This window comes from Pseudokineococcus sp. 5B2Z-1 (genome assembly GCF_037482305.1).
Classification (GTDB): Bacteria; Actinomycetota; Actinomycetes; order Actinomycetales; family Quadrisphaeraceae; genus Pseudokineococcus.
Genome location: NZ_JBBHZG010000005.1, coordinates 202098 through 219508, shown reverse-complemented (window position 1 = coordinate 219508; position 17411 = coordinate 202098). Strand labels below are relative to the sequence as shown.

The 17411-nt window shown below is 79.3% G+C and carries 19 protein-coding genes and 1 pseudogene; 9 read left to right on the top strand and 11 right to left on the bottom strand.

Translation table 11 applies throughout. The features are described 5' to 3' along the window. Both WDV85_RS13990 and WDV85_RS13985 read left to right on the top strand, forming a co-directional pair. Positions 1–1017, top strand: a pseudogene (locus tag WDV85_RS13990) (hypothetical protein); the annotation flags it as partial. Further along, positions 1014–1223, top strand: coding sequence for a hypothetical protein (locus WDV85_RS13985; RefSeq protein WP_298803253.1), 210 nt, complete (start codon positions 1014–1016; stop codon positions 1221–1223). The pseudogene WDV85_RS13990 and the gene WDV85_RS13985, both read left to right, overlap by 4 nt. On the opposite strand, the gene WDV85_RS13980 is transcribed toward WDV85_RS13985, so the two are convergent. From WDV85_RS13980 to WDV85_RS13970, 3 genes are all read right to left on the bottom strand, one after another. Further along, entirely contained in the window at positions 1214–2524 is a 1311-nt protein-coding gene (locus WDV85_RS13980) for an HRDC domain-containing protein (RefSeq protein ID WP_339571209.1), read from the bottom strand. The two genes, WDV85_RS13985 and WDV85_RS13980, sit on opposite strands and share 10 nt — an antisense overlap. Before the next feature lie 193 nt (positions 2525–2717). After that, the gene (locus WDV85_RS13975; protein WP_339571208.1) at positions 2718–3440 is read right to left on the bottom strand and encodes a response regulator transcription factor; all 723 of its coding nucleotides are present in this window, start codon (positions 3438–3440) and stop codon (positions 2718–2720) included. 252 nt (positions 3441–3692) lie between these two features. After that, on the bottom strand, positions 3693–4307 hold the full coding sequence (locus WDV85_RS13970; RefSeq protein WP_339571207.1) for a DUF3000 domain-containing protein: 615 nt from the start codon (positions 4305–4307) through the stop codon (positions 3693–3695). A gap of 86 nt (positions 4308–4393) precedes the next feature. On the opposite strand from WDV85_RS13970, the gene hemE reads away from it, so the two are divergent. From hemE to hemQ, 3 genes are all read left to right on the top strand, one after another. Then, positions 4394–5542: a uroporphyrinogen decarboxylase gene (gene hemE / locus WDV85_RS13965; protein ID WP_339571206.1), complete on the top strand. Its 1149-nt coding sequence runs from the start codon at positions 4394–4396 to the stop codon at positions 5540–5542. 8 nt (positions 5543–5550) lie between these two features. Continuing rightward, a complete protein-coding gene (gene hemG / locus WDV85_RS13960; protein ID WP_339571205.1) occupies positions 5551–7206 on the top strand; it encodes a protoporphyrinogen oxidase in 1656 nt (551 codons plus the stop codon). Between the two features lie 80 nt (positions 7207–7286). After that, entirely contained in the window at positions 7287–7949 is a 663-nt protein-coding gene (hemQ, locus tag WDV85_RS13955; RefSeq protein ID WP_445263341.1) for a hydrogen peroxide-dependent heme synthase, read from the top strand. 98 nt (positions 7950–8047) lie between these two features. Here hemQ and WDV85_RS13950 read toward each other — a convergent pair whose 3' ends face one another. Then, the gene (locus WDV85_RS13950; RefSeq protein WP_445263340.1) at positions 8048–8470 is read right to left on the bottom strand and encodes a GNAT family N-acetyltransferase; all 423 of its coding nucleotides are present in this window, start codon (positions 8468–8470) and stop codon (positions 8048–8050) included. 113 nt (positions 8471–8583) lie between these two features. Beyond that, a complete protein-coding gene (gene msrB, locus WDV85_RS13945) occupies positions 8584–9060 on the bottom strand; it encodes a peptide-methionine (R)-S-oxide reductase MsrB (protein ID WP_339571202.1) in 477 nt (158 codons plus the stop codon). A 116-nt stretch (positions 9061–9176) separates the two neighbouring features. On the opposite strand from msrB, the gene WDV85_RS13940 reads away from it, so the two are divergent. Further along, positions 9177–9449 carry a hypothetical protein gene (locus tag WDV85_RS13940; protein WP_339571201.1) on the top strand — a complete coding sequence of 91 codons (273 nt, stop codon included), beginning with the start codon at positions 9177–9179 and terminating at the stop codon, positions 9447–9449. A 57-nt stretch (positions 9450–9506) separates the two neighbouring features. Here WDV85_RS13940 and WDV85_RS13935 read toward each other — a convergent pair whose 3' ends face one another. From WDV85_RS13935 to WDV85_RS13925, 3 genes are read right to left on the bottom strand one after another with little or no spacing between them, the layout of a single operon-like run. Further along, positions 9507–9785: a hypothetical protein gene (locus WDV85_RS13935; RefSeq protein WP_339571200.1), complete on the bottom strand. Its 279-nt coding sequence runs from the start codon at positions 9783–9785 to the stop codon at positions 9507–9509. A gap of 16 nt (positions 9786–9801) precedes the next feature. Continuing rightward, on the bottom strand, positions 9802–10338 hold the full coding sequence (locus tag WDV85_RS13930; protein ID WP_339571199.1) for a hypothetical protein: 537 nt from the start codon (positions 10336–10338) through the stop codon (positions 9802–9804). Positions 10339–10372: 34 nt separating this feature from the next. Beyond that, on the bottom strand, positions 10373–11419 hold the full coding sequence (locus WDV85_RS13925; protein WP_445263339.1) for an ATP-dependent DNA ligase: 1047 nt from the start codon (positions 11417–11419) through the stop codon (positions 10373–10375). Between the two features lie 260 nt (positions 11420–11679). On the opposite strand from WDV85_RS13925, the gene WDV85_RS13920 reads away from it, so the two are divergent. Beyond that, the gene (locus WDV85_RS13920) at positions 11680–12153 is read left to right on the top strand and encodes a DoxX family protein (RefSeq protein ID WP_339571197.1); all 474 of its coding nucleotides are present in this window, start codon (positions 11680–11682) and stop codon (positions 12151–12153) included. A gap of 14 nt (positions 12154–12167) precedes the next feature. Then, positions 12168–13547, top strand: coding sequence for an alpha/beta hydrolase (locus tag WDV85_RS13915; protein ID WP_339571196.1), 1380 nt, complete (start codon positions 12168–12170; stop codon positions 13545–13547). Positions 13548–13761: 214 nt separating this feature from the next. Here the strand turns inward: WDV85_RS13915 and WDV85_RS13910 are convergent, their stop codons facing one another. From WDV85_RS13910 to WDV85_RS13900, 3 genes are read right to left on the bottom strand one after another with little or no spacing between them, the layout of a single operon-like run. After that, positions 13762–14586 (bottom strand): dihydrofolate reductase family protein, encoded by an 825-nt coding sequence (locus WDV85_RS13910; RefSeq protein WP_339571195.1) that lies wholly within the window; start codon positions 14584–14586, stop codon positions 13762–13764. Positions 14587–14594: 8 nt separating this feature from the next. After that, a complete protein-coding gene (locus tag WDV85_RS13905; RefSeq protein WP_339571194.1) occupies positions 14595–15080 on the bottom strand; it encodes a SufE family protein in 486 nt (161 codons plus the stop codon). Continuing rightward, positions 15077–15985, bottom strand: coding sequence for a sulfurtransferase (locus tag WDV85_RS13900; RefSeq protein WP_339571193.1), 909 nt, complete (start codon positions 15983–15985; stop codon positions 15077–15079). The genes WDV85_RS13905 and WDV85_RS13900 overlap by 4 nt, the downstream gene beginning before the upstream one ends. Positions 15986–16263: 278 nt before the next feature. Between WDV85_RS13900 and zapE the strand changes: the two genes are divergently transcribed. Then, on the top strand, positions 16264–17295 hold the full coding sequence (zapE, locus tag WDV85_RS13895) for a cell division protein ZapE (RefSeq protein ID WP_445263338.1): 1032 nt from the start codon (positions 16264–16266) through the stop codon (positions 17293–17295). Positions 17296–17411 lie beyond the last annotated feature (116 nt).

The following is a 17411-nucleotide window of genomic DNA, read 5'->3' as shown; positions in this document are numbered from 1 at the left end:
TCCCCCCCCCCCCCCGCGACCGGCATGGACGAGGCGCAGTCCGCCCACGTGGTCTCCCTGCCCCCCGGGCGCTTCGCCGTCCACACGTCCTCCTGCGACGCCCCGGTGCTCGTCGACGTCCCCCTCGCCCCCGAGGGGGGAGGGCCCCCGCCGGCGGACCCGGCGCCGCTCGTGGGGCCGCTGCCCCCCTGGTACGGCCCCGTGCGCGCGCCGGGGGCGCTGCGCCAGCGGGACGTCGCGCGGGGGGCGCAGGTGGCGGCCGAGCCGCTGCTGGGCCTGCTCGTCGACACGTGGACCGTGGCGGCGCTGACGGGGCTGGTGCCGCCGCGGCTCGTGCCCGCGGCGCGCGAGGCCCTGGTGGCCGGGTGGCGCGGGGCGGCCGGCGAGGCGGCCGTCGCCGGGCTGGCGTGGTCGTGCGTGCGCGCCCGGCGGTCGGTGCTGGGCGCTGCGCCGCCCGAGGAGGTGGCCACCGGCGTGGCGGCCGGGGTCCTCGCCGGCCTGCGGGGCGAGCCGGTGGCCCCCGTGCCGGCGCGGTGGGCCTCGCGGGCCTGGGCGCACGGCGTCGCCGCCAAGGTGCTGCGCTCGGCCGACGGCACCACGGCGGAGGCGCTGTCCGCGGCCGCGCGGGGCCCCTGGCTCCGGGAGGTGCTCGGGCTGCGCCCGGACGAGCCGGCGCGGGCGGAGTGGGAGCGGCTGGCGGCGACCTCGACCTACGCGGCCGACAGCGCGTGGCGGGTGCTCGCGGGCGTGCCGGCCGACCGGGGACCGCTGGCCTCCGCGGCGACCGCGCTCGGCCGCACCCCCGTCCAGGCCCTGGCGCACCTCGCGCGCCGGGTGGAGGACCCCGCCGCCGTCGACCGGCTCGGCGTGGAGCGCGCCGCCGCCGACCCGTCGCGCCGGCCCGCTCGGCCCCCGGCGGACGCCGGCGCCGCGGTCGGGCGCCGGGCGGCACCGACCGCGAGCCCCGCAGCAGCCGCTGCCGGGGGAGGAGGACCGCAGGAGGGACAGGGTCGATGAGCGAGATGCACGGCGAGACGACGGAGCCGGAGGCGGTGCCCGACACCGGGTTCTACGGCGACGGGCCGCAGCAGGGCACCCTGGAGGCCGCCGACGACCGCGACGGGCTCTACGGCGACGGCCCCGGGCAGGGCGTCGAGACGAGCGGGAGCGAGCTGGGGGACTTCCACTCCGACTCGCCCCTGGGGGAGGACCCCTACGGCTGAGCCGCCCCGCCGCCGCCGTCGTCCGTGCTCCCGGCGCCCGCCCCGCGCATCGCCGCGGCCAGGGCCGGCGCCAGGAGGTCGACCTGCCACGGGCGGGCGCCGCCCGCGGCCAGGGCGCGGCGCAGGCCGGCCTCGTCGAGCGGGGAGGGCGGCTCCCAGCAGGTGCGCCGCAGCAGGTCCGGCTGCAGGAGGTTCTCGACGGGGACCGCCAGCTCCTCGGACCGGGCGGCGACGACGTCGCGCGCCGCGGCCAGGCGCGCCGCGGCGGCCGGGTCCTTGTCCTTCCACGAGCGCGGGGGCGGGGGCCCGCTGGACGGCGTGGAGGTGGGGGGCAGGTCGCGCTCGGGCAGCGCCTGGCCGCGGCGCACCGCCTCGAGCCAGGTGGCCGCGCGCCGCCGGTTGGCCGGGCCCGAGAAGACGGGCATGGCGGTCAGGGCCGCCGGGGAGGTCGGCATCGCCGTCGCGGCCGCGACGACGGCGCGGTCGGGCAGCACGCGGCCGGGGGAGACGTCGCGGCGCTGGGCGATGCGCTCGCGCTCCTCCCACAGCTCGCGGACGACGGCGAGCTGGCGCCGGGAGCGGACCGCGTGGAGCCCGGAGGTGCGGCGCCACGGGTCGGTGCGCGGCGGGGCGGGTGGCGCGTCGCGGACCGCGGCGAACTCCTGCCGCGCCCAGTCGAGCTTGCCCTGCTCGTCGAGGACGGCGAGGAGCGCGTCGCGCAGCGGCAGGAGCAGCTCGACGTCGAGCGCCGCGTACCGCAGCCACGGCTCGGGCAGCGGGCGCGTGGACCAGTCGACCGCCGAGTGCTCCTTGGCCAGGTCGACGCCCAGGAGGCGCTGGAGGACCGCCGCCAGGCCCACGCGGGGGAAGCCGGCGAGGCGGGCGCCGAGCTCGGTGTCGACGAGGTCGCCGCCCGGTCGCATCCCGACGTCGGCGAGGCAGGGCAGGTCCTGCCCGGCGGCGTGGAGGACCCACTCGGCGTCGCCGGCGGCGTCGGCGAGGACGGACAGGTCGGGCAGCGCGTCGGGGTCGACGAGCAGCGTGCCCGTGCCCGCCCGGCGCAGCTGGACGAGGAAGGCGCGCTGGCCGTAGCGGTAGCCCGAGGCCCGCTCGGCGTCGACGGCCAGGGGGCCGGTCCCCGCGGCGAGGCGCTCCGCGGCGTCGGCGAGGCCCGCCCCGTCGGCCACGACCTCCGGGACGCCCTCGGCGGGCTCGGTGAGCACCGGGAGAGCGGGGGCGTCGTCCTCGGGGACGTCGCCCTCGGCGGCACCGGCCGCGGTGCGGGGCTGGCCGTCGGTCATGGGGTCACCGTAGGCCCGCGCGCCGCGCTGCCCGGATCGACGCCGGACGGCGCCGGGTCGGTGCTGGGTCCGGTGCCGCCGGTGCGCACCGCACCGGCGCCCGGCGCGCCACCGCCGCGCGCCCGGGTCGGGCGCGCGGCGGTGGGACGGTCCGGTGGGAGCCGACCGGGCTCCGGGCGGGCGGGGCGGGTCGTCAGCTGACGAGGCCCGCTCGCAGGGTGATGGCGACCATCTCGGCGCGGTCGCCGGTGCGCAGCTTGCGGGCGATGCGGGCGAGGTGGCTCTTCACCGTGAGGGCGGACAGGCCGAGCACCTCGCCGACGTCGCGGTTGGAGCGGCCCTCGGCGACGAGGGAGATGACCTGGACCTCGCGCTCGGAGAGGTCCTCCCACGCGCCGGTGGGAGGCACGGCGTCGAGGCGGCGCACCGGGCGCAGGGGGCCGCCGTCCTCGTCGACCGGGTCGACGACGAGGTAGCAGCGGGCGCCCGCGGCCAGGGCGGCGCCCGCGGCGGCGGCGGCGTCGGCGCCCTCGCGGCGGTGGTCGACGACGACGGTCGTCGCCCACCCGCCGGCGGCGGTCTCGCGGACGAGCCCGAGGCCGGTCCCGCCCCCGAAGGACGGCTGGACGACGGCCACGGCACCCGTGCGGCGGGTGGCGAGGGTGCGGGCGGCGGCCGCGTCGGGGGCGGCCAGCACCTCGCGGGCGCCCAGGGCGCGGAGCACGCGGACGGCGGCGCGGCGCAGCGACGACGAGGACAGCGCGACGAGCGCGGTGCCCCGCTCGCCGGAGAGGCCCTCGCGGGTCCGGGGCTGCTGGCTGGGGATGCGGGCGACCGCGGGCGCGGCCGGGCGGGCGCCGGTGCGGACGGCGGTCGGCGCGGCGGGCCGTGCGGTGGGCGGCAGGACGGCGGACACGAGGGCTCCCTTCGCAGCGCCCCTCCATGGGCGCTGTCTGGAGTCCCATCGGCACACCCGTCCGGGCGCTTGAGCCGTCACCGGGCCTCGGCTACAGGACCTGCCCGGCGGTCGCCTCCGCTGCGCGGCAGGCGCCCTCCCGGGCGGCACGCCCGCGGCCCGGGCGGCAGCCGCCCGCGCGCTGCAGCGGGGACGCTGCGGGAGGGGCTGCTGCGGCAGGGGTTGCTGCGGCAGGGGCCGCTGCGGGGGCCGTCAGCGGGTGCGGCGGGGGAGGGCGGTGACGCCCGCGGGCAGCGGCGGGAGGCCGGCCACCGTGCAGAGCAGGTGGTCGGCCCACGCGCGCAGGTGGTCGCCGACCGCGTCCGGCCCGCCGAGCGGGGACCAGGAGGCGCGGACCTCCAGCTCGACCGTCGGCTCGCGCTCGGCGAGGCTGCCGTAGCTGTCGGACAGCACGCGCGTCACGGTGCCCCCCGCGGCGGCGTGCTCGACGCCGCCCTCGGCGAGCGCGTCCACGAACCACGACCAGCCGACGTCACCGAGCAGCGGGTCGGCGCCGGTCTCGGGGTCGAGCTCGGCCCGGGCGAAGGTGACGACGCGCAGGTCGCCCTCCCAGGCCTCCTGGCCGGCGGGGTCGTGCAGCATCACGAAGCGTCCCGTGGCGAGGTCCTCGTCGTCGCCGGCGCGGGCGACGTCGGCCGACAGGGCGACGGCGAAGGGCGCCACCCGGGCGGGGGCGGGGACCTCGGCCAGCCGCACCTCGGGGCGCGTGCGCGCGGCGCGCAGGCTCGCGGTGCAGCGCTCGACGACGGAGCCGCTGCCGGCGCCGGCGGCGCCGCGCGTGCCGTCCCTGCTCCCGCGCCCGTCCACGCGCCGCACGGTAGGCGGCCCCGGGCGGGCGGGGGCGGACCCGCGGCCCCGCCACGCCGACGAGCACCCCGTGGGACCATCGGCGGGTGCCCGACACCCCCCGCACCACCGCCCCGACCGACGCCGACCACGACGTCGAGGCCGACGCCGCAGCGGGGACCGGCCGGGCCGGCGCCGACGCTCCTCGCGCCGGCGGCGCGGCGGAGGGCCCCTTCGCCGCCGCTGCCGCGGGACGGCGGGGCTCGCGGACCCCCGTGTGGTTCATGCGCCAGGCGGGCCGCTCCCTGCCCGAGTACAGGGCGGCGCGGGCGGGCACGGCGATGCTCGAGGCCTGCCGCACGCCCGAGCTCGTCACCGAGATCACGCTGCAGCCGGTGCGCCGCTACGGCGTCGACGCCGCCGTCCTCTACAGCGACATCGTCGTGCCGCTGGCGGCCGCGGGCGTCGACCTCGACATCGTCCCCGGCACCGGACCCGTCATCGCCGCCCCCGTGCGGACGGCCGCCGACGTCGACGCCCTGCCCGTCCTCGACCCCGCGCAGGTCGGCTTCGTCGACGAGGCGGTGCGGATGCTCGTGCCCGAGCTCGGCGACGTGCCGCTGCTCGGCTTCGCCGGCGCCCCCTTCACCCTGGCCAGCTACCTCGTCGAGGGCGGCCCGAGCCGCCACCACGAGGTCACCAAGGCGATGATGTACGGCGACCCGGGCCTGTGGCACGCGCTCATGGAGCGCCTCGCCGCGCTGACGACGACGTTCCTGCGCGTGCAGGTCGAGGCCGGCGCCCGGGCCGTGCAGCTCTTCGACTCCTGGATCGGCGCCCTGCCGCTCGCCGACTACCGGCGCTACGTCCTGCCGCACTCGACGGCGGTGCTCGAGGGGGTGGCCGACCTCGGCGTGCCCCGCATCCACTTCGGCACCGGGACGGGCGAGCTGCTCGGCGCGATGGCCGAGGCGGGGCCCGAGGTCGTCGGCGTCGACTTCCGCGTCCCGCTCGACGAGGCCGCCCGGCGGACGGCCGCCGCCGTGGGCCGGCCGGTGCCCCTCCAGGGCAACCTCGACCCGGCCGCCCTCTTCGCCCCGTGGCCCGTGGTGCGCGAGCGCGTGCTCGAGGTCCTCGAGGCCGGGCGGGCCGCCCCGGGCCACGTCTTCAACCTCGGCCACGGCGTCCTGCCGACGACGGACCCCGACGTGCTCGCGCGGGTCGTCGACCTCGTGCACGAGACGACGACCCGCTGAGCGGCGCCGTGCCGACGGGCGGTCACGGGGGGGACGGGCACGGCCCGGACGTCGCCCCGGTCGTCGTGGTGGGGGCCGGCATCAGCGGCCTGGTGGCGGCCCGCGAGCTGCGCCGAGGGGGCGCCGAGGTGCTCGTGCTCGAGGCCGCGGACCGCGTCGGCGGGGTGATGTCCCGCGGCGCGGTGGACGTGCCCGGCCGCGACGAGCCGCTCGTCGTCGACCTCGGGCCCGAGTCGCTGCTCGCCCGGCGCCCCGAGGCCGTCGCGCTGCTGGACGAGCTCGGCCTCGCGGACGAGGTCGAGCACCCGGAGGCCGTGCCGGCGGCCGTGGCCTCGCGGGGGCGCCTGCACGACCTGCCGCCCGGCACGACGATGGGCGTGCCGCGCTCGACCGCCCACCTGGCGGGGCTGCTGACGCCGGCCGAGGTCGCCCGCGTGGCCGCCGAGGAGCGCGTCGCCCCGCTCACCGCCGACGACGTCGACGTGGCCTCGTGGGTCGCGGGGCGCGTGGGGCGCGCCGTCGTCGACCGCCTCGTCGAGCCGCTGCTCGGCGGCGTCTACGCCGGCAGCGCGAGCGCCCTGTCGCTGCGCGCCACCGTCCCGGCGCTGTGGGACGTCGCCGTCCGCGGCGAGCCGCTCCTGCGTCCCGGGGCGGCGGCGAGCGGGGGGAGCGCCGGCGGGGCGGGGGCGACGACGGCGCCGGCGGGCGCCCCGACCACCGCGGGCGCTCCCGCGGCCGGCCCCGTCTTCGCGGGGGTGCGGGGCGGCGTCGCTCGGCTCGCCGAGGAGGTCGCCGCCCAGCTCGTGCGCGACGGCGTCGAGGTGCGCCGCGGGACGCCCGCCACCTCGCTCGAGCCGCTGCCCGGGTCGTCGTCCGCGCCGTCGTCCGGGCCGGCCTCCGGGCCGTCGTCCGCACCCCTGTCCGGGTCGGGCGGCCGCTGGGTCGTCGGCACCCCCGCCGGGCCGGTGGTGGCGAGCGCCGTCGTCGTCGCGCTGCCCGCGCCCGCGGCCGCCCGGCTGCTGCGGGGGGCGGCGCCCGTCGCCGCCGCGGCCCTCGGGCAGGTCCGCACGGCGAGCAGCGCCATCGCCACGCTCGTCGTCCCGGGGCGGGTGCTCGCGGGGGCGGGGCGCTCGGGGCTCCTCGTGCCGCCCGTGGACGGCCGCCTCGTCAAGGCCTCGACGTTCTCGAGCGTGAAGTGGCGCTGGCTCGCCCGCTCCGCGGCCGCGGGGGGAGCGGGCGGGGGCGACGACCCGCCGGCCGTGCTGCGCGCGTCCATGGGGCGGGCGGGGGAGGAGGCCGTCCTCGACCGGGAGGACGCGGACCTGCTCCGCGCGTCGGCCGCCGAGCTGGGCGAGCTGCTCGGCGGGCCCGGCTCCCCGGCGGTGCCGGTGCTGGGCGGCCGCGTCGTGCGCTGGCGGGACGGGCTGCCGCAGTACGGCCCCGGCCACCTCGACCTCGTCGCCCGCGCGCTCGCCGACGTGGCCGCCCGGCCCGGGCTCGCCGTCGCGGGCTCGGCGTACGAGGGCGTCGGCGTCCCCGCGTGCGTCGCGTCCGGCCGCCGGGCCGCGGCGCGGCTCCTCGTCGGGAGCGCACCGGTCGCCGGGGTCGGCGGGGCCCCTCCCGCCGGGCCCGTGCCGCAGGGGCCTGGGACCATGGGGACGTGAGCCAGACGACGAGCGACGCGTCCACCAGCACCTCGTCCGCCCCGGAGGCGGCCGCCGCGGCGGCCCCCACCTCGGCGGAGATCAACGCGACGATCCGCTACACGATGTGGTCGGTGTTCCGGGCCGCGGGGCGGATGCCCGAGGACGAGCGCCCCGCGGCGGCGCGCGAGCTCGAGGAGCTCCTCGCGGCTGACGACGACGTCGTCGTCCGCGGCCTCTACGACGTCAGCGGCCTGCGCGCCGACGCCGACGTCATGGTCTGGTGGCACGCGTCGTCGGTCGAGGCCCTGCAGGGCGCCTACCACCGGCTGCGGCGCTCGGCGGTGGGCCGCGTGCTCGAGCCCGTGTGGTCCTCGACCGGGCTGCACCGGCCGGCGGAGTTCAACAAGGGGCACGTGCCGGCCTTCATGGCGGGGGAGGAGGCGCGCGGCTACCTGTGCGTGTACCCCTTCGTGCGCTCCTACGACTGGTACCTGCTCGAGGACGCCGACCGCAAGAAGATGCTGCGCGACCACGGCATGGCCGCCATGCCGTACCCGGACGTGCGGGCCAACACCGTGAGCGCCTTCGCGCTGGGCGACTACGAGTGGCTGCTGGCCTTCGAGGCCGACGAGCTGCACCGCATCGTCGACCTCATGCGCGAGCTGCGGGCCACCGAGGCGCGGCGCCACGTCCGCGAGGAGCTGCCCTTCTACACGGGGCCGCGGGTGAGCCCGGCCGAGGCGGTCGAGCGCCTGCCCTGACGGCCGCGCCGGCACCCCGACGCACGAGAGCCCCGCCCCTCGAGGGGCGGGGCTCTCGTGCGTCCCGCGGGCCCGGACGACCCCGGCGGGGGAGCGCGTCAGCCCGCGGTGCCGGGACGGCGCATGGGCACGTGGGGGATGCCGTCCTCGAGGAACTCCTCGCCGACGACCTCGAAGCCGTGGCGGGCGTACCAGCCGGCCAGGTGCGCCTGGGCGTCGAGGACGAGGTCCTCGTGGCCGTGCCGGCCCACGACGTCGGCGAGGAGCACCGACGCGAGGCCCTGGCCCCTCGCCGACGGCGCCGTGACGACGCGGCCGACCCGCCGCGGCCCGCCCCCCGCGTCCTCGAGGACGCGGAGGGCCGCCGCCACGGGGACGCGCTCGCCCGCGCGCACGCGGCCGTCGCCGGTGTGCCACAGGTGCTCGGTGCCCGGCTCGAGGTCCCGGCCGTCGAGCTCGGGGTAGGGGCACTCCTGCTCGACGACGAAGACGTCGACCCGCAGCCGCACGAGGGCGTGCAGCGTGGCGGCGTCGAGGTCGTCGGGTCGGGCGCGCCGGACCTCGCCGACGGGGCCCGCGACGGCGTCCCCGTCGGAGCGGCCGGCGACCGTCTCGAGCCGGGCCACCGGGCCGCTCAGGACCGCTCGGGCTGCAGGCGCAGCGAGACGGAGTTGATGCAGTAGCGCTGGTCGGTCGGGGTGCCGTAGCCCTCGCCCTCGAAGACGTGGCCCAGGTGGCCGTCGCACGCGGCGCAGCGGACCTCGGTGCGGACCATGCCGAGGGAGCGGTCGCTGATGTAGCGCACGCGGTCCTCGGCCAGCGGGGCGTAGAAGGACGGCCAGCCGCAGTGGGAGTCGAACTTCGTCTCGGAGCGGAAGAGCTCCGTGCCGCAGGCGCGGCAGCTGTACACGCCCACGGTCTTCTCGTCGGTGTACTCACCGGTGTAGGGGCGCTCGGTGCCCCCGAGGCGCAGCACCGAGTACTCCTCGGGCGACAGGCGCTCGCGCCACTCGGCGTCGCTGCGGCGCACGGGCTCCGGCGCGCCCGCCGGCTCGGGCACAGTGCCGGCGGACGGAGGGCCGGCGGACGGGTTCGGGGAGGTGGAGGTCATGCCCGTCCCAACACGGGCGCCCGCCACCCCCTTCCCGCCGCGCCCTCGCCCCCCGCACCGCGCCCCGCACGCCCCACCGGGAGCGGCGGCGCCGCCGGGCGCGCCAGGATGGGGCCATGCAGGCGGACGAGGTGCGTGAGCAGCCCGGTGGCGGGACCGAGCGGGACGACTCGGGGGACGAGGTGCTCGTGCCGACGGAGGCGAGCCCCGGCACGCCCGCGCACGAGCCCGCGGCGACCACGGCGGCGGGCGACGCCGAGCCCGAGGACGCCTGGCGCCAGGGCATCCACCTCGCCAGCGGCAGCGCGGACGACGCCGACGGCAGCGGCCAGGCGCGCTCGGGCTACTGGGACGACCAGGACGACCCCGAGGGGCCCGACGAGACCTGAGCCGACGCGGGGGCCCCGGGCGGGAGGTGGGCCGAGCTCCCCGGGCGGGCGGGGCGGTCAGCCCGCGGCGTGCTGGTCGGGGTCGGGCTCGAGGTGCTCGGCCTCCTCGGGGATCTGCCGGGGGCCGATGACGACGAGGCGCCCGGCGGACAGCTCGGCGGAGGCGTCGCGCAGCCACGACGGCGGCTGGTCCGGCAGGCCCTCCGCGGCGATGGCCGCGACGAGCTGCTCGCGGATCTCGGCGGGCGGCGTGCCCTGCAGCCGCCGCAGCTCGCCGAGGACGTGCTGCAGGCGGTTCTGCAGGTGGTCCAGGCCCTGGGGGTCGCTCTCGGTCATGGGGGCGACCGTAGCCTCAGCCCAGCCGCGCCGTCCCGCCGTAGACGTGCAGCACCGGCACGCCGAGGGCGTCGCGGGCGCGCGAGGCCCAGTCGCGGTGGAAGGTGTCCTCGACGGCGTGGGGGCGCGTGACCACGACGACCTCGCGCACGCCGCCCGCGCCGACGGCCGCCTCGAGCGCGGGCAGCGGGTCGTCCTGGACGACCTCGCCCTCGGCGGCGCACCCCGCGCCGCGCAGCGCCGCGAGCGACTGCTCGAGGGCGCTCGTCGCCTCGGCCCGGGCCTCCCGCTCGTCGGGCTGCCCCTCGCGGACGGCGTCGAGGGCGGCGCGCATCTCGAAGAGGCTGAGGTGGTCGACGACGTCCGCGAGCAGGTTGCGCTCGGTGTCCGCCGGCACGAGGACGCGGTAGGCGGCCCGCACGCCCTCGACCTCGTGCAGCGCCGCGACGCGCTCCGCGTCGCCCTCGTCGAGGGCCTCCTCGGTGAGGAGCAGGACGACCTCCGAGGCGGCGGCCGTGGGGGCGGTCTCGGGGGGCAGGCTCTCCTCGGGCACGGGCGCAGGCTAGTCGAGCCCTCGCGCCGGGGCGTCAGCCCCCGGAGAGCACGGCCGCCAGGTCGTAGGCCGCCGGCACCTCGATCTGGTCGGTGGTGCACGAGAGCGGCTCCCGGTCCGGGCGCCACCGCAGGAAGCGCACGACGTGCCGGAACCGGCCGTTCTCGAGCTGGTCGTAGCCGACCTCGCAGACGAGCTCGGGGCGCACGACGACGAAGGAGCCGTCCCTGCTCGCGGAGAAGCGGTTGCGCTCGCCGGCGCCCCGGACCGGCTCTCCGTCCTCGTCCCGCTCGACGTACGGGGCCAGCTCGTCCACCAGCTCCCGGCGCCGGGCCGCCGTGAAGGCTGAGGCGCCGCCCACCTGGTGGAAGTCCTCGCCGTCCGGCGGGCGCAGGCCGAGCAGGAGCGAGCCCACGCCCTCACCGCTCTTGTGGACCCGGTACCCGACGACGACGACGTCGGCCGTCCGGGCGTGCTTGACCTTCGCCATCACCCGGCGGCCGGGCTCGTAGCGCGCCGCGCGCGGCTTGGCGACGACGCCGTCGAGGCCCGCGCCCTCGAAGTCGGCGAGCCAGCGCCGCGCCAGGTCGGCGTCGTCGGTGCGCTGGGTCACGTGCAGGGGCCCCCGCACCCCGGCCCACGCCGCCTCCAGCCGGCGGCGCCGCTCCTCGGCCGGGTGGTCGGTGAGGTCCTCGTCGCCCTCGGCGAGCAGGTCGAAGGCCACGAAGGAGGCGGGCGTCTCCTCCGCGAGGGTCCGCACGCGCGAGGCGGCGGGGTGGATCCGCTGGGAGAGGGCCTCCCAGTCCAGGCGCTCGGCGCCCGGCTGGCCGCGGCGGACGACGACCTCGCCGTCGACGACGCACCGCGCGCCGCCGAGCTGGTCGACGAGCTCGGCCACGACCTCGGGGAAGTAGCGCGTGAGCGGCTTGCCGCCGCGGCTGCCCAGCTCGACCGCCGGCCCGCCCTCGGCGGTGCCGTCGTAGAAGACGACGCAGCGGAAGCCGTCCCACTTCGGCTCGTACCAGAGGCCCCCGTCGACCGACGCCGGCTCCGGGACGGCGCCGACCGCCCGCGCGAGCATGGGGTCCACGGGCGGCAGCACCGGCAGGGCGAGGCGCGCGCCGCCGGGCACCGGCTCGGGCCCGGGTTCGGCGTCGGCGGCGGGGCGGCGGGAGGTGGGCACGGGCCGATCCTGCACCCGGGCACCGCACCCGGGCACCGGACCCGGGGCGTCCACCGGCGCCCTCGACCCCGGTCTGCAGCGGGCGGTGGGCCACGGCGCCCCGCGCTGCCCGCGCCGCCCGCGCCGCGCGGGGCGCGGGCGCCGGGCAGGATGGCGGCATGGCTGGACGTCGAGGACGCGGCGGCCCGGGGGACCGGCTCCTCCGGCAGGAGCGGGACCACGGGCGGGACCACAGGGGGGACGGGCGGCGGCGCCGGACGGGCGCCGACGCGGCCGCCCGGTGGATGTCCGCCTCCTTCACCGCGACCGGGCTGCTCCACCTCGTGCGCCCCGCGGTGTTCGACGCGGCCGTGCCCCGCGCGCTCGGCGCGCCCCGACCCTGGACGCTGCTGTCCGGGGCCGCCGAGCTGGTCTGCGCCGCGGCCCTCGCCGCGCCCGACACCCGCCGGGCCGGGGGCGTGCTGTCCGCGGCGCTGCTGCTGGCGGTCTGGCCCGCCAACATCTCCATGGCGCAGCGCGCGCTGCGCTCGCCCCGCGCCTCGCGGACCCGGCGGGTGGTCACGGTGGTCCGGGTGCCGCTGCAGGTGCCGATGGTCGTGAGCGCCCTCGCGGTCGCCCGGTGTCCCCGATGAGCGGAGAGGCCCCGATGAGCGGAGGACGCCCGACGAGCGGGGGGTGGTCGACCGGTCGTCGTCGGCTCCCGGGTCGGGGCGCGCCGTGGGGGGCGCCGGTCGCCGCGGCCGGGCGCGGGCTCGGCGCCGTGCGCCGGCGCCTGCCGGTGGGGCCCGTCGCCCGGCGCCGGGCGCGCACCGCGGCCCGGGTGGCGGCCTGGAGCGGGGCCGGTGCCGTCGCGGCGACGTCGCTGGCGGCCGCCGCCGTCTCCGGGCTCGCCGCCTTCTTCGTCCGGCAGGTGGTCAGGCCCGTGCACGAGCGGCCGGACGACGTCCGGGTCCTCGCGGTGGACCTCGAGGGCGCCGGGCCGGACGGGCCCGTCGTCACGGTGACGGCGGACGCCCAGACCCGCGCCCCCGGCCGCTACGTCCTCCTCCTCGACGGCGGGCGCCGCGCGGCGCAGGTCGGCGCGGTGGTGCGCGAGGAGCGGGGCGCCGTCGTGCGCGAGCTGCTCACGGCGCCGGAGGGCGGCCTCGCGCCCGGCCCGGCGCGCTGGAGCGGGACCGTCCACGTCGGCGACCCGACGTCGGCGCTCGACCTCGCGCACGAGGACGTCCGGGTCGCGACGCCGCTCGGCGGCCTCCCCGCGTGGTTCGTGCCGGCCGCCCGTGGGCACCGCGACGCCGAGGGCGGCGCCGGGTCGACCGGGCGGGCGGGGGGCGAGGTCTGGGCCGTGCTCGTCCACGGCCGCGGCGCCACGCGCGAGGAGTGCCTCCGCGCGGTGCCGCTGCTGCACCGCCTGGGGCTGCCGTGCCTCGTGCCGGCCTACCGCAACGACGCCGACGCCCCGCCCGAGTCCGCGGGCCACTACGGCCTGGGGGACACCGAGTGGCTGGACGTCGAGGCGGCCGTGCTCCACGCCCTCGACCACGGCGCGCGGGAGGTCGTCCTCGTCGGCTGGTCGATGGGCGGGGCCATCGTCCTGCAGCTCGCCACGCGGTCGTGGACCGCCGACCGGGTCCGCGCGGTCGTCCTCGACTCGCCGGTCGTCGACTGGCGCGACGTGCTGGAGCACGCGGCGCGCCGGAACCGGCTGCCCTGGGCCGCCGGTCGTCTCGGCGTCGCCATGCTGGCCCGGCCGGAGGCGCGGGCGCTGCTCGGCGTCAGCGCGCCCATCGACGTCGCCCGCCTCGACTGGGTCGTCCGCGCCGACGAGCTGCGGCTGCCCGTCCTGCTGCTCCACGCCGCCGACGACGACGTCGTCCCCATCGGGCCCTCGCGGCGGCTCGCGGCCGCCCGACCCGACCTCGTCGTCTTCCGGGACTTCCCGGGAGCGCAGCACACCAAGGAGTGGAACACCGACCCGGAGCGCTGGGAGCGCGAGGTCGCCCGGTTCCTGCTCGAGCACCTCTGACGCCGGACCGGGCGGGCGTGCGGAGCCGGCCCGGCGTGCCGGCTGCGCACGTGCCCGCACCCCCGCGGTGCCGAGGGAGGTCGGCAGGGGGACGCGTCGAGGGCCTGCCGGACGTCCGCGGACTTCGCGGGGCTCGTGACGGCGTGCCGTCCCTCGACGTCCGCGGTGCCGACGACCTGACGGCGTGGCGCCCCCAGGTCCCCGGTCGGCGCGTCTACGCGCTGCCGGGGCGGCGCACGACCCACCGGCCGAGCAGGGTGCCGCCGCCGTCGTCGGCCAGCAGCAGCGACGCCAGGTCGAGGTGCGCGGTGAGCGCGGGGCCGACGAGGGCGCGCGGGCCGTCGCCGGCGACGAGCAGCGGCGACGTCGTGAGGCACAGCTCGTCGAGCAGGCCGGCGGCCGCGACGTCCCGCAGCAGCGCGGGGCCGCCCTCGCAGAGCACGCGCCGCAGGCCCCGGTCCGCCAGCGCGGCGACGGCGGCCGCGAGGTCGACGTCGTCGTGCCCGGTGACGACGACGCCGCCGTCGCCCAGCGCCGCGCGCAGCCGGCCCAGCACGTCCTCTCCTGCGCTCTCGCAGGTCACGGCCATCACCGCCCCGCCGTCGTCGCGACGGGCGAGCGCCGCGTCGGGCAGCCGCCCGGAGCGGGTGACGACGGCGAGCGCCGGGGCCGGCGCCTGCCCGAGGGCGGAGCGCCGGGCGGCCAGGGACGCCCGCACCCGCAGCGGTCCGTAGACCTCCGCGCGCGCCGTCCGCGCCCCGACGAGCACCACGTCGGCGAGCGAGCGCAGCAGGACGAGGACGCGGAGGTCGGTGGGCCCGGAGATCGAGCGGCTCGAGCCGTCCTCGCCGGCGGCGGCGCCGTCGAGGGTGGTGACGAGGTTGGCGCGGACCCGGGCGTCGCGGCCCGGCTCCGGGAGGTCGTGGGCGTAGAGCGCCGCGAGGTCGTCCTCGGCGTCCGGGGACGCCGCACCCCCCGCCGCCGGCGCCACCTCGCGGGGGGCGCCGAGCGACGGGGGGTGCAGGAGCCGCACGCCCACGCCGGCCGTCAGGCGGCCGTCGACTCGCGGACCTGGCGCTGGATGCGGCCCAGCATCCCGGTCATGCCGCGCAGCCGCAGCGGGCTGACGGCGCGGTCCAGGCCCAGGCGCGAGCAGACGTCGCCCGGGACGTCGAGCACCTGCGCGGCGGGCAGCCCGTCGAGGCCCTCGGCGAGGATGCCGGCGAAACCGCGCGTCGTCGGCGCCTCCGCGGGGGCCGAGAAGAACAGGTGCACGGTGCGGTCGGCGTCGTCGTCCACCTCGGTGAGCAGGAAGATCGGCGACTGGCACTCCGGCACCGGCTCGAGGAGCTCGGGGTGGTCGGCGTACCGCGGCGGCAGCGCCGGCAGGCCCCGGCTGAAGTCGAGGAGCAGCTGCAGCCGCTCGGGCTCGCTGACGGCGTGGAAGTCCTCGACGATCTCGGCCAGCGCCGCGGGCAGGCCCTCCGTGGGGCCGCCCGTGCCCGCGGCGCCGCCGGTGGTCGCGGCGGTCACGAGCGCCGCGCCGGGGCGTCGCCGGGCTCGGAGCCCGTGGCGATGGGCACGCGCACGGCGTTGCCCCACTCGGTCCACGAGCCGTCGTAGTTGCGCACCCTGTCGAAGCCGAGCAGGTGGGTGAGCACGAACCACGTGTGCGAGGAGCGCTCGCCGATGCGGCAGTAGGCGATGACGTCGTCGCCCGGCTGCAGGCCCTTCTCGCCCGTGTAGATGGCCTCGAGCTCGGCGCGGCCCTTGAAGCGGCCGTCCTCGGCCGCCGCGCGCGCCCACGGCACCGACTGGGCGGTGGGGATGTGGCCGCCGCGCAGGGCGCCCTCCTCCGGGTAGGCGGGCATGTGCGTGCGCTCGCCGGTGTACTCCTCGGGCGAGCGGACGTCGACGAGCGGGCCGGTGCCGAGGTGCGCGAGGACGTCGGGCGCGAAGGCGCGGACCTCCTCGTCACGGCGCTCGACGACGGGGTAGTCCGTGGGGGCCGGCGACGGCGCGTCCGTCGTCATGGGGCGGTCCTCGGCCAGCCAGGCGGCGCGCCCGCCGTCGAGGAGCCGCACGTCCTCGTGGCCGAAGAGGGTGAAGACCCACAGCGCGTAGGCCGCCCACCAGTTCGACTTGTCGCCGTAGACGACGACGGTGGAGTCGCGGCTGATGCCCTTGGCCGACATGAGCCGGGCGAAGGCCTCGCCGTCGACGTAGTCGCGGGTCACCGGGTCGTTGAGGTCGGTGTGCCAGTCGACCTTGACGGCGCCGGCGATGTGGCCGGTCTCGTAGAGCAGCACGTCCTCGTCGGACTCCACGACGACGAGGCCCTCGTCGCCGAGGTGGTCGGCCAGCCACGCGGTCGTGACGAGGCGCTCGGGGTGGGCGTACTCGGCCAGGGCCGGGCTCGGGTCGGTGGGGACGGGCACGGGGCTCTCCTCGGGATCGCACGAGTCGGTCGCTGTCGTGGTCGTCGCGGGCCCGCGCGCGGGGCTCTCGCCGCCGCGGGTGGTCGCGGTCCGCGTCCTGCTCACCGGGCAACACCTCGGGAGCGGCCGGATCTTCCCGCACCGGGGCAGCGGCCGCAGCCGCGCCCACGCTGCGGACGGCGACGAGCCGCCTAGGGTCGTGGCCCGTGACGACGACGAGCGGGGACCCGGCGGGCGAGGGCCCGGCGAGCCAGGAGCGGGGCGGGCGCGAGACGGGGGTGGGCTCCCTCGTGGGCCGCGAGCCGCAGCTGGGGCGCGACCGGCTCGTCGCCGAGCTCGTGCCCTCGCCGCGCTTCGCGGACGTCTCCTTCGCCTCCTACGAGCCCTCGCCCGACGAGCCCTCGCAGGCGGCGGCCGTCACCGAGCTGGAGGCCCACGCGGAGCGCGTCCGGGACGCCCAGGCGTCGCGCGGCCAGAAGGAGGGCGGCCTGCGGCGGCTGCTGCGCGGTCGCCCGACCACTCCGCAGGCCGCGCCCGGCGTCTACCTCGACGGGGGCTTCGGCGTCGGCAAGACGCACCTGCTCGCGGCGACCTGGCACGCCGTGCCCGGGCCGAAGGCCTTCGGCACCTTCGTCGAGTACACCAACCTCGTCGGCGCGCTCGGCTTCGCCGAGGCCGTCCGGGCGCTCTCGCCCATGACCCTCGTCGCCATCGACGAGTTCGAGCTCGACGACCCGGGGGACACCGTGCTCATGGCGCGCCTGCTCCGCGAGCTCGTCGACGCCGGCGTGCGGCTGGCGGCGACCTCGAACACCCTCCCGGGCTCGCTGGGGGAGGGGCGCTTCGCCGCCGACGACTTCCTCCGCGAGATCCAGGCCGTCGGCAGCAACTTCGACGTCGTGCGGATCGAGGGCGAGGACTACCGCCACCGCGGCCTGCCCGACCCGCCCGCGCCGCTGCCCGACGACGAGCTCGAGGCCCGTGCCCGCGCGGTCGGCGGCGGCGCCGTCCTCGACGACGCGGGCGCGCTGACGGAGCACCTCGCCCGCGTGCACCCGAGCCGCTACGGCGCGCTGCTCGACGGCGTCACGCACGTCTTCTGGCGGGGGCTGCGCCCGCTCGCGGACCAGAACGTGGCGCTGCGCACCGTCGTGCTCGCCGACCGGATGTACGACCGCTCGATCCCGCTCGCCGTGTCGGGCGCGAGCCTCGCGGACCTCTTCACCCCCGAGATGCTCGCGGGCGGCTACCGGAAGAAGTACTCCCGCGCCCTCTCGCGCCTCACGTCCCTCGCCCGCGACGGGGCCTGAGCCCCGCGCGCGCCCGCGGACGGGGACCGGCGCCCAGGAGCCCGAGGACAGGCGACCTTGACCCTCCCGCCGCGGGGGGTGAGAGTGCCGCCGCGGGCGACGAGGGCGTCGCCCCC

Coding starts and splice junctions, on each gene's coding strand:
- WDV85_RS13985 (WP_298803253.1), top strand. CDS start 1,014: ATGAGCGAGATGCACGGCGAGACGACGGAGCCGGAGGCGGTGCCCGAC.
- WDV85_RS13980 (WP_339571209.1), bottom strand. CDS start 2,524: ATGACCGACGGCCAGCCCCGCACCGCGGCCGGTGCCGCCGAGGGCGAC.
- msrB (WP_339571202.1), bottom strand. CDS start 9,060: ATGACCTCCACCTCCCCGAACCCGTCCGCCGGCCCTCCGTCCGCCGGC.
- WDV85_RS13940 (WP_339571201.1), top strand. CDS start 9,177: ATGCAGGCGGACGAGGTGCGTGAGCAGCCCGGTGGCGGGACCGAGCGG.
- WDV85_RS13935 (WP_339571200.1), bottom strand. CDS start 9,785: ATGACCGAGAGCGACCCCCAGGGCCTGGACCACCTGCAGAACCGCCTG.
- WDV85_RS13925 (WP_445263339.1), bottom strand. CDS start 11,419: ATGCTCGCGCGGGCGGTCGGCGCCGTCCCGGAGCCGGCGTCGGTCGAC.
- WDV85_RS13920 (WP_339571197.1), top strand. CDS start 11,680: ATGGCTGGACGTCGAGGACGCGGCGGCCCGGGGGACCGGCTCCTCCGG.
- WDV85_RS13915 (WP_339571196.1), top strand. CDS start 12,168: ATGAGCGGAGGACGCCCGACGAGCGGGGGGTGGTCGACCGGTCGTCGT.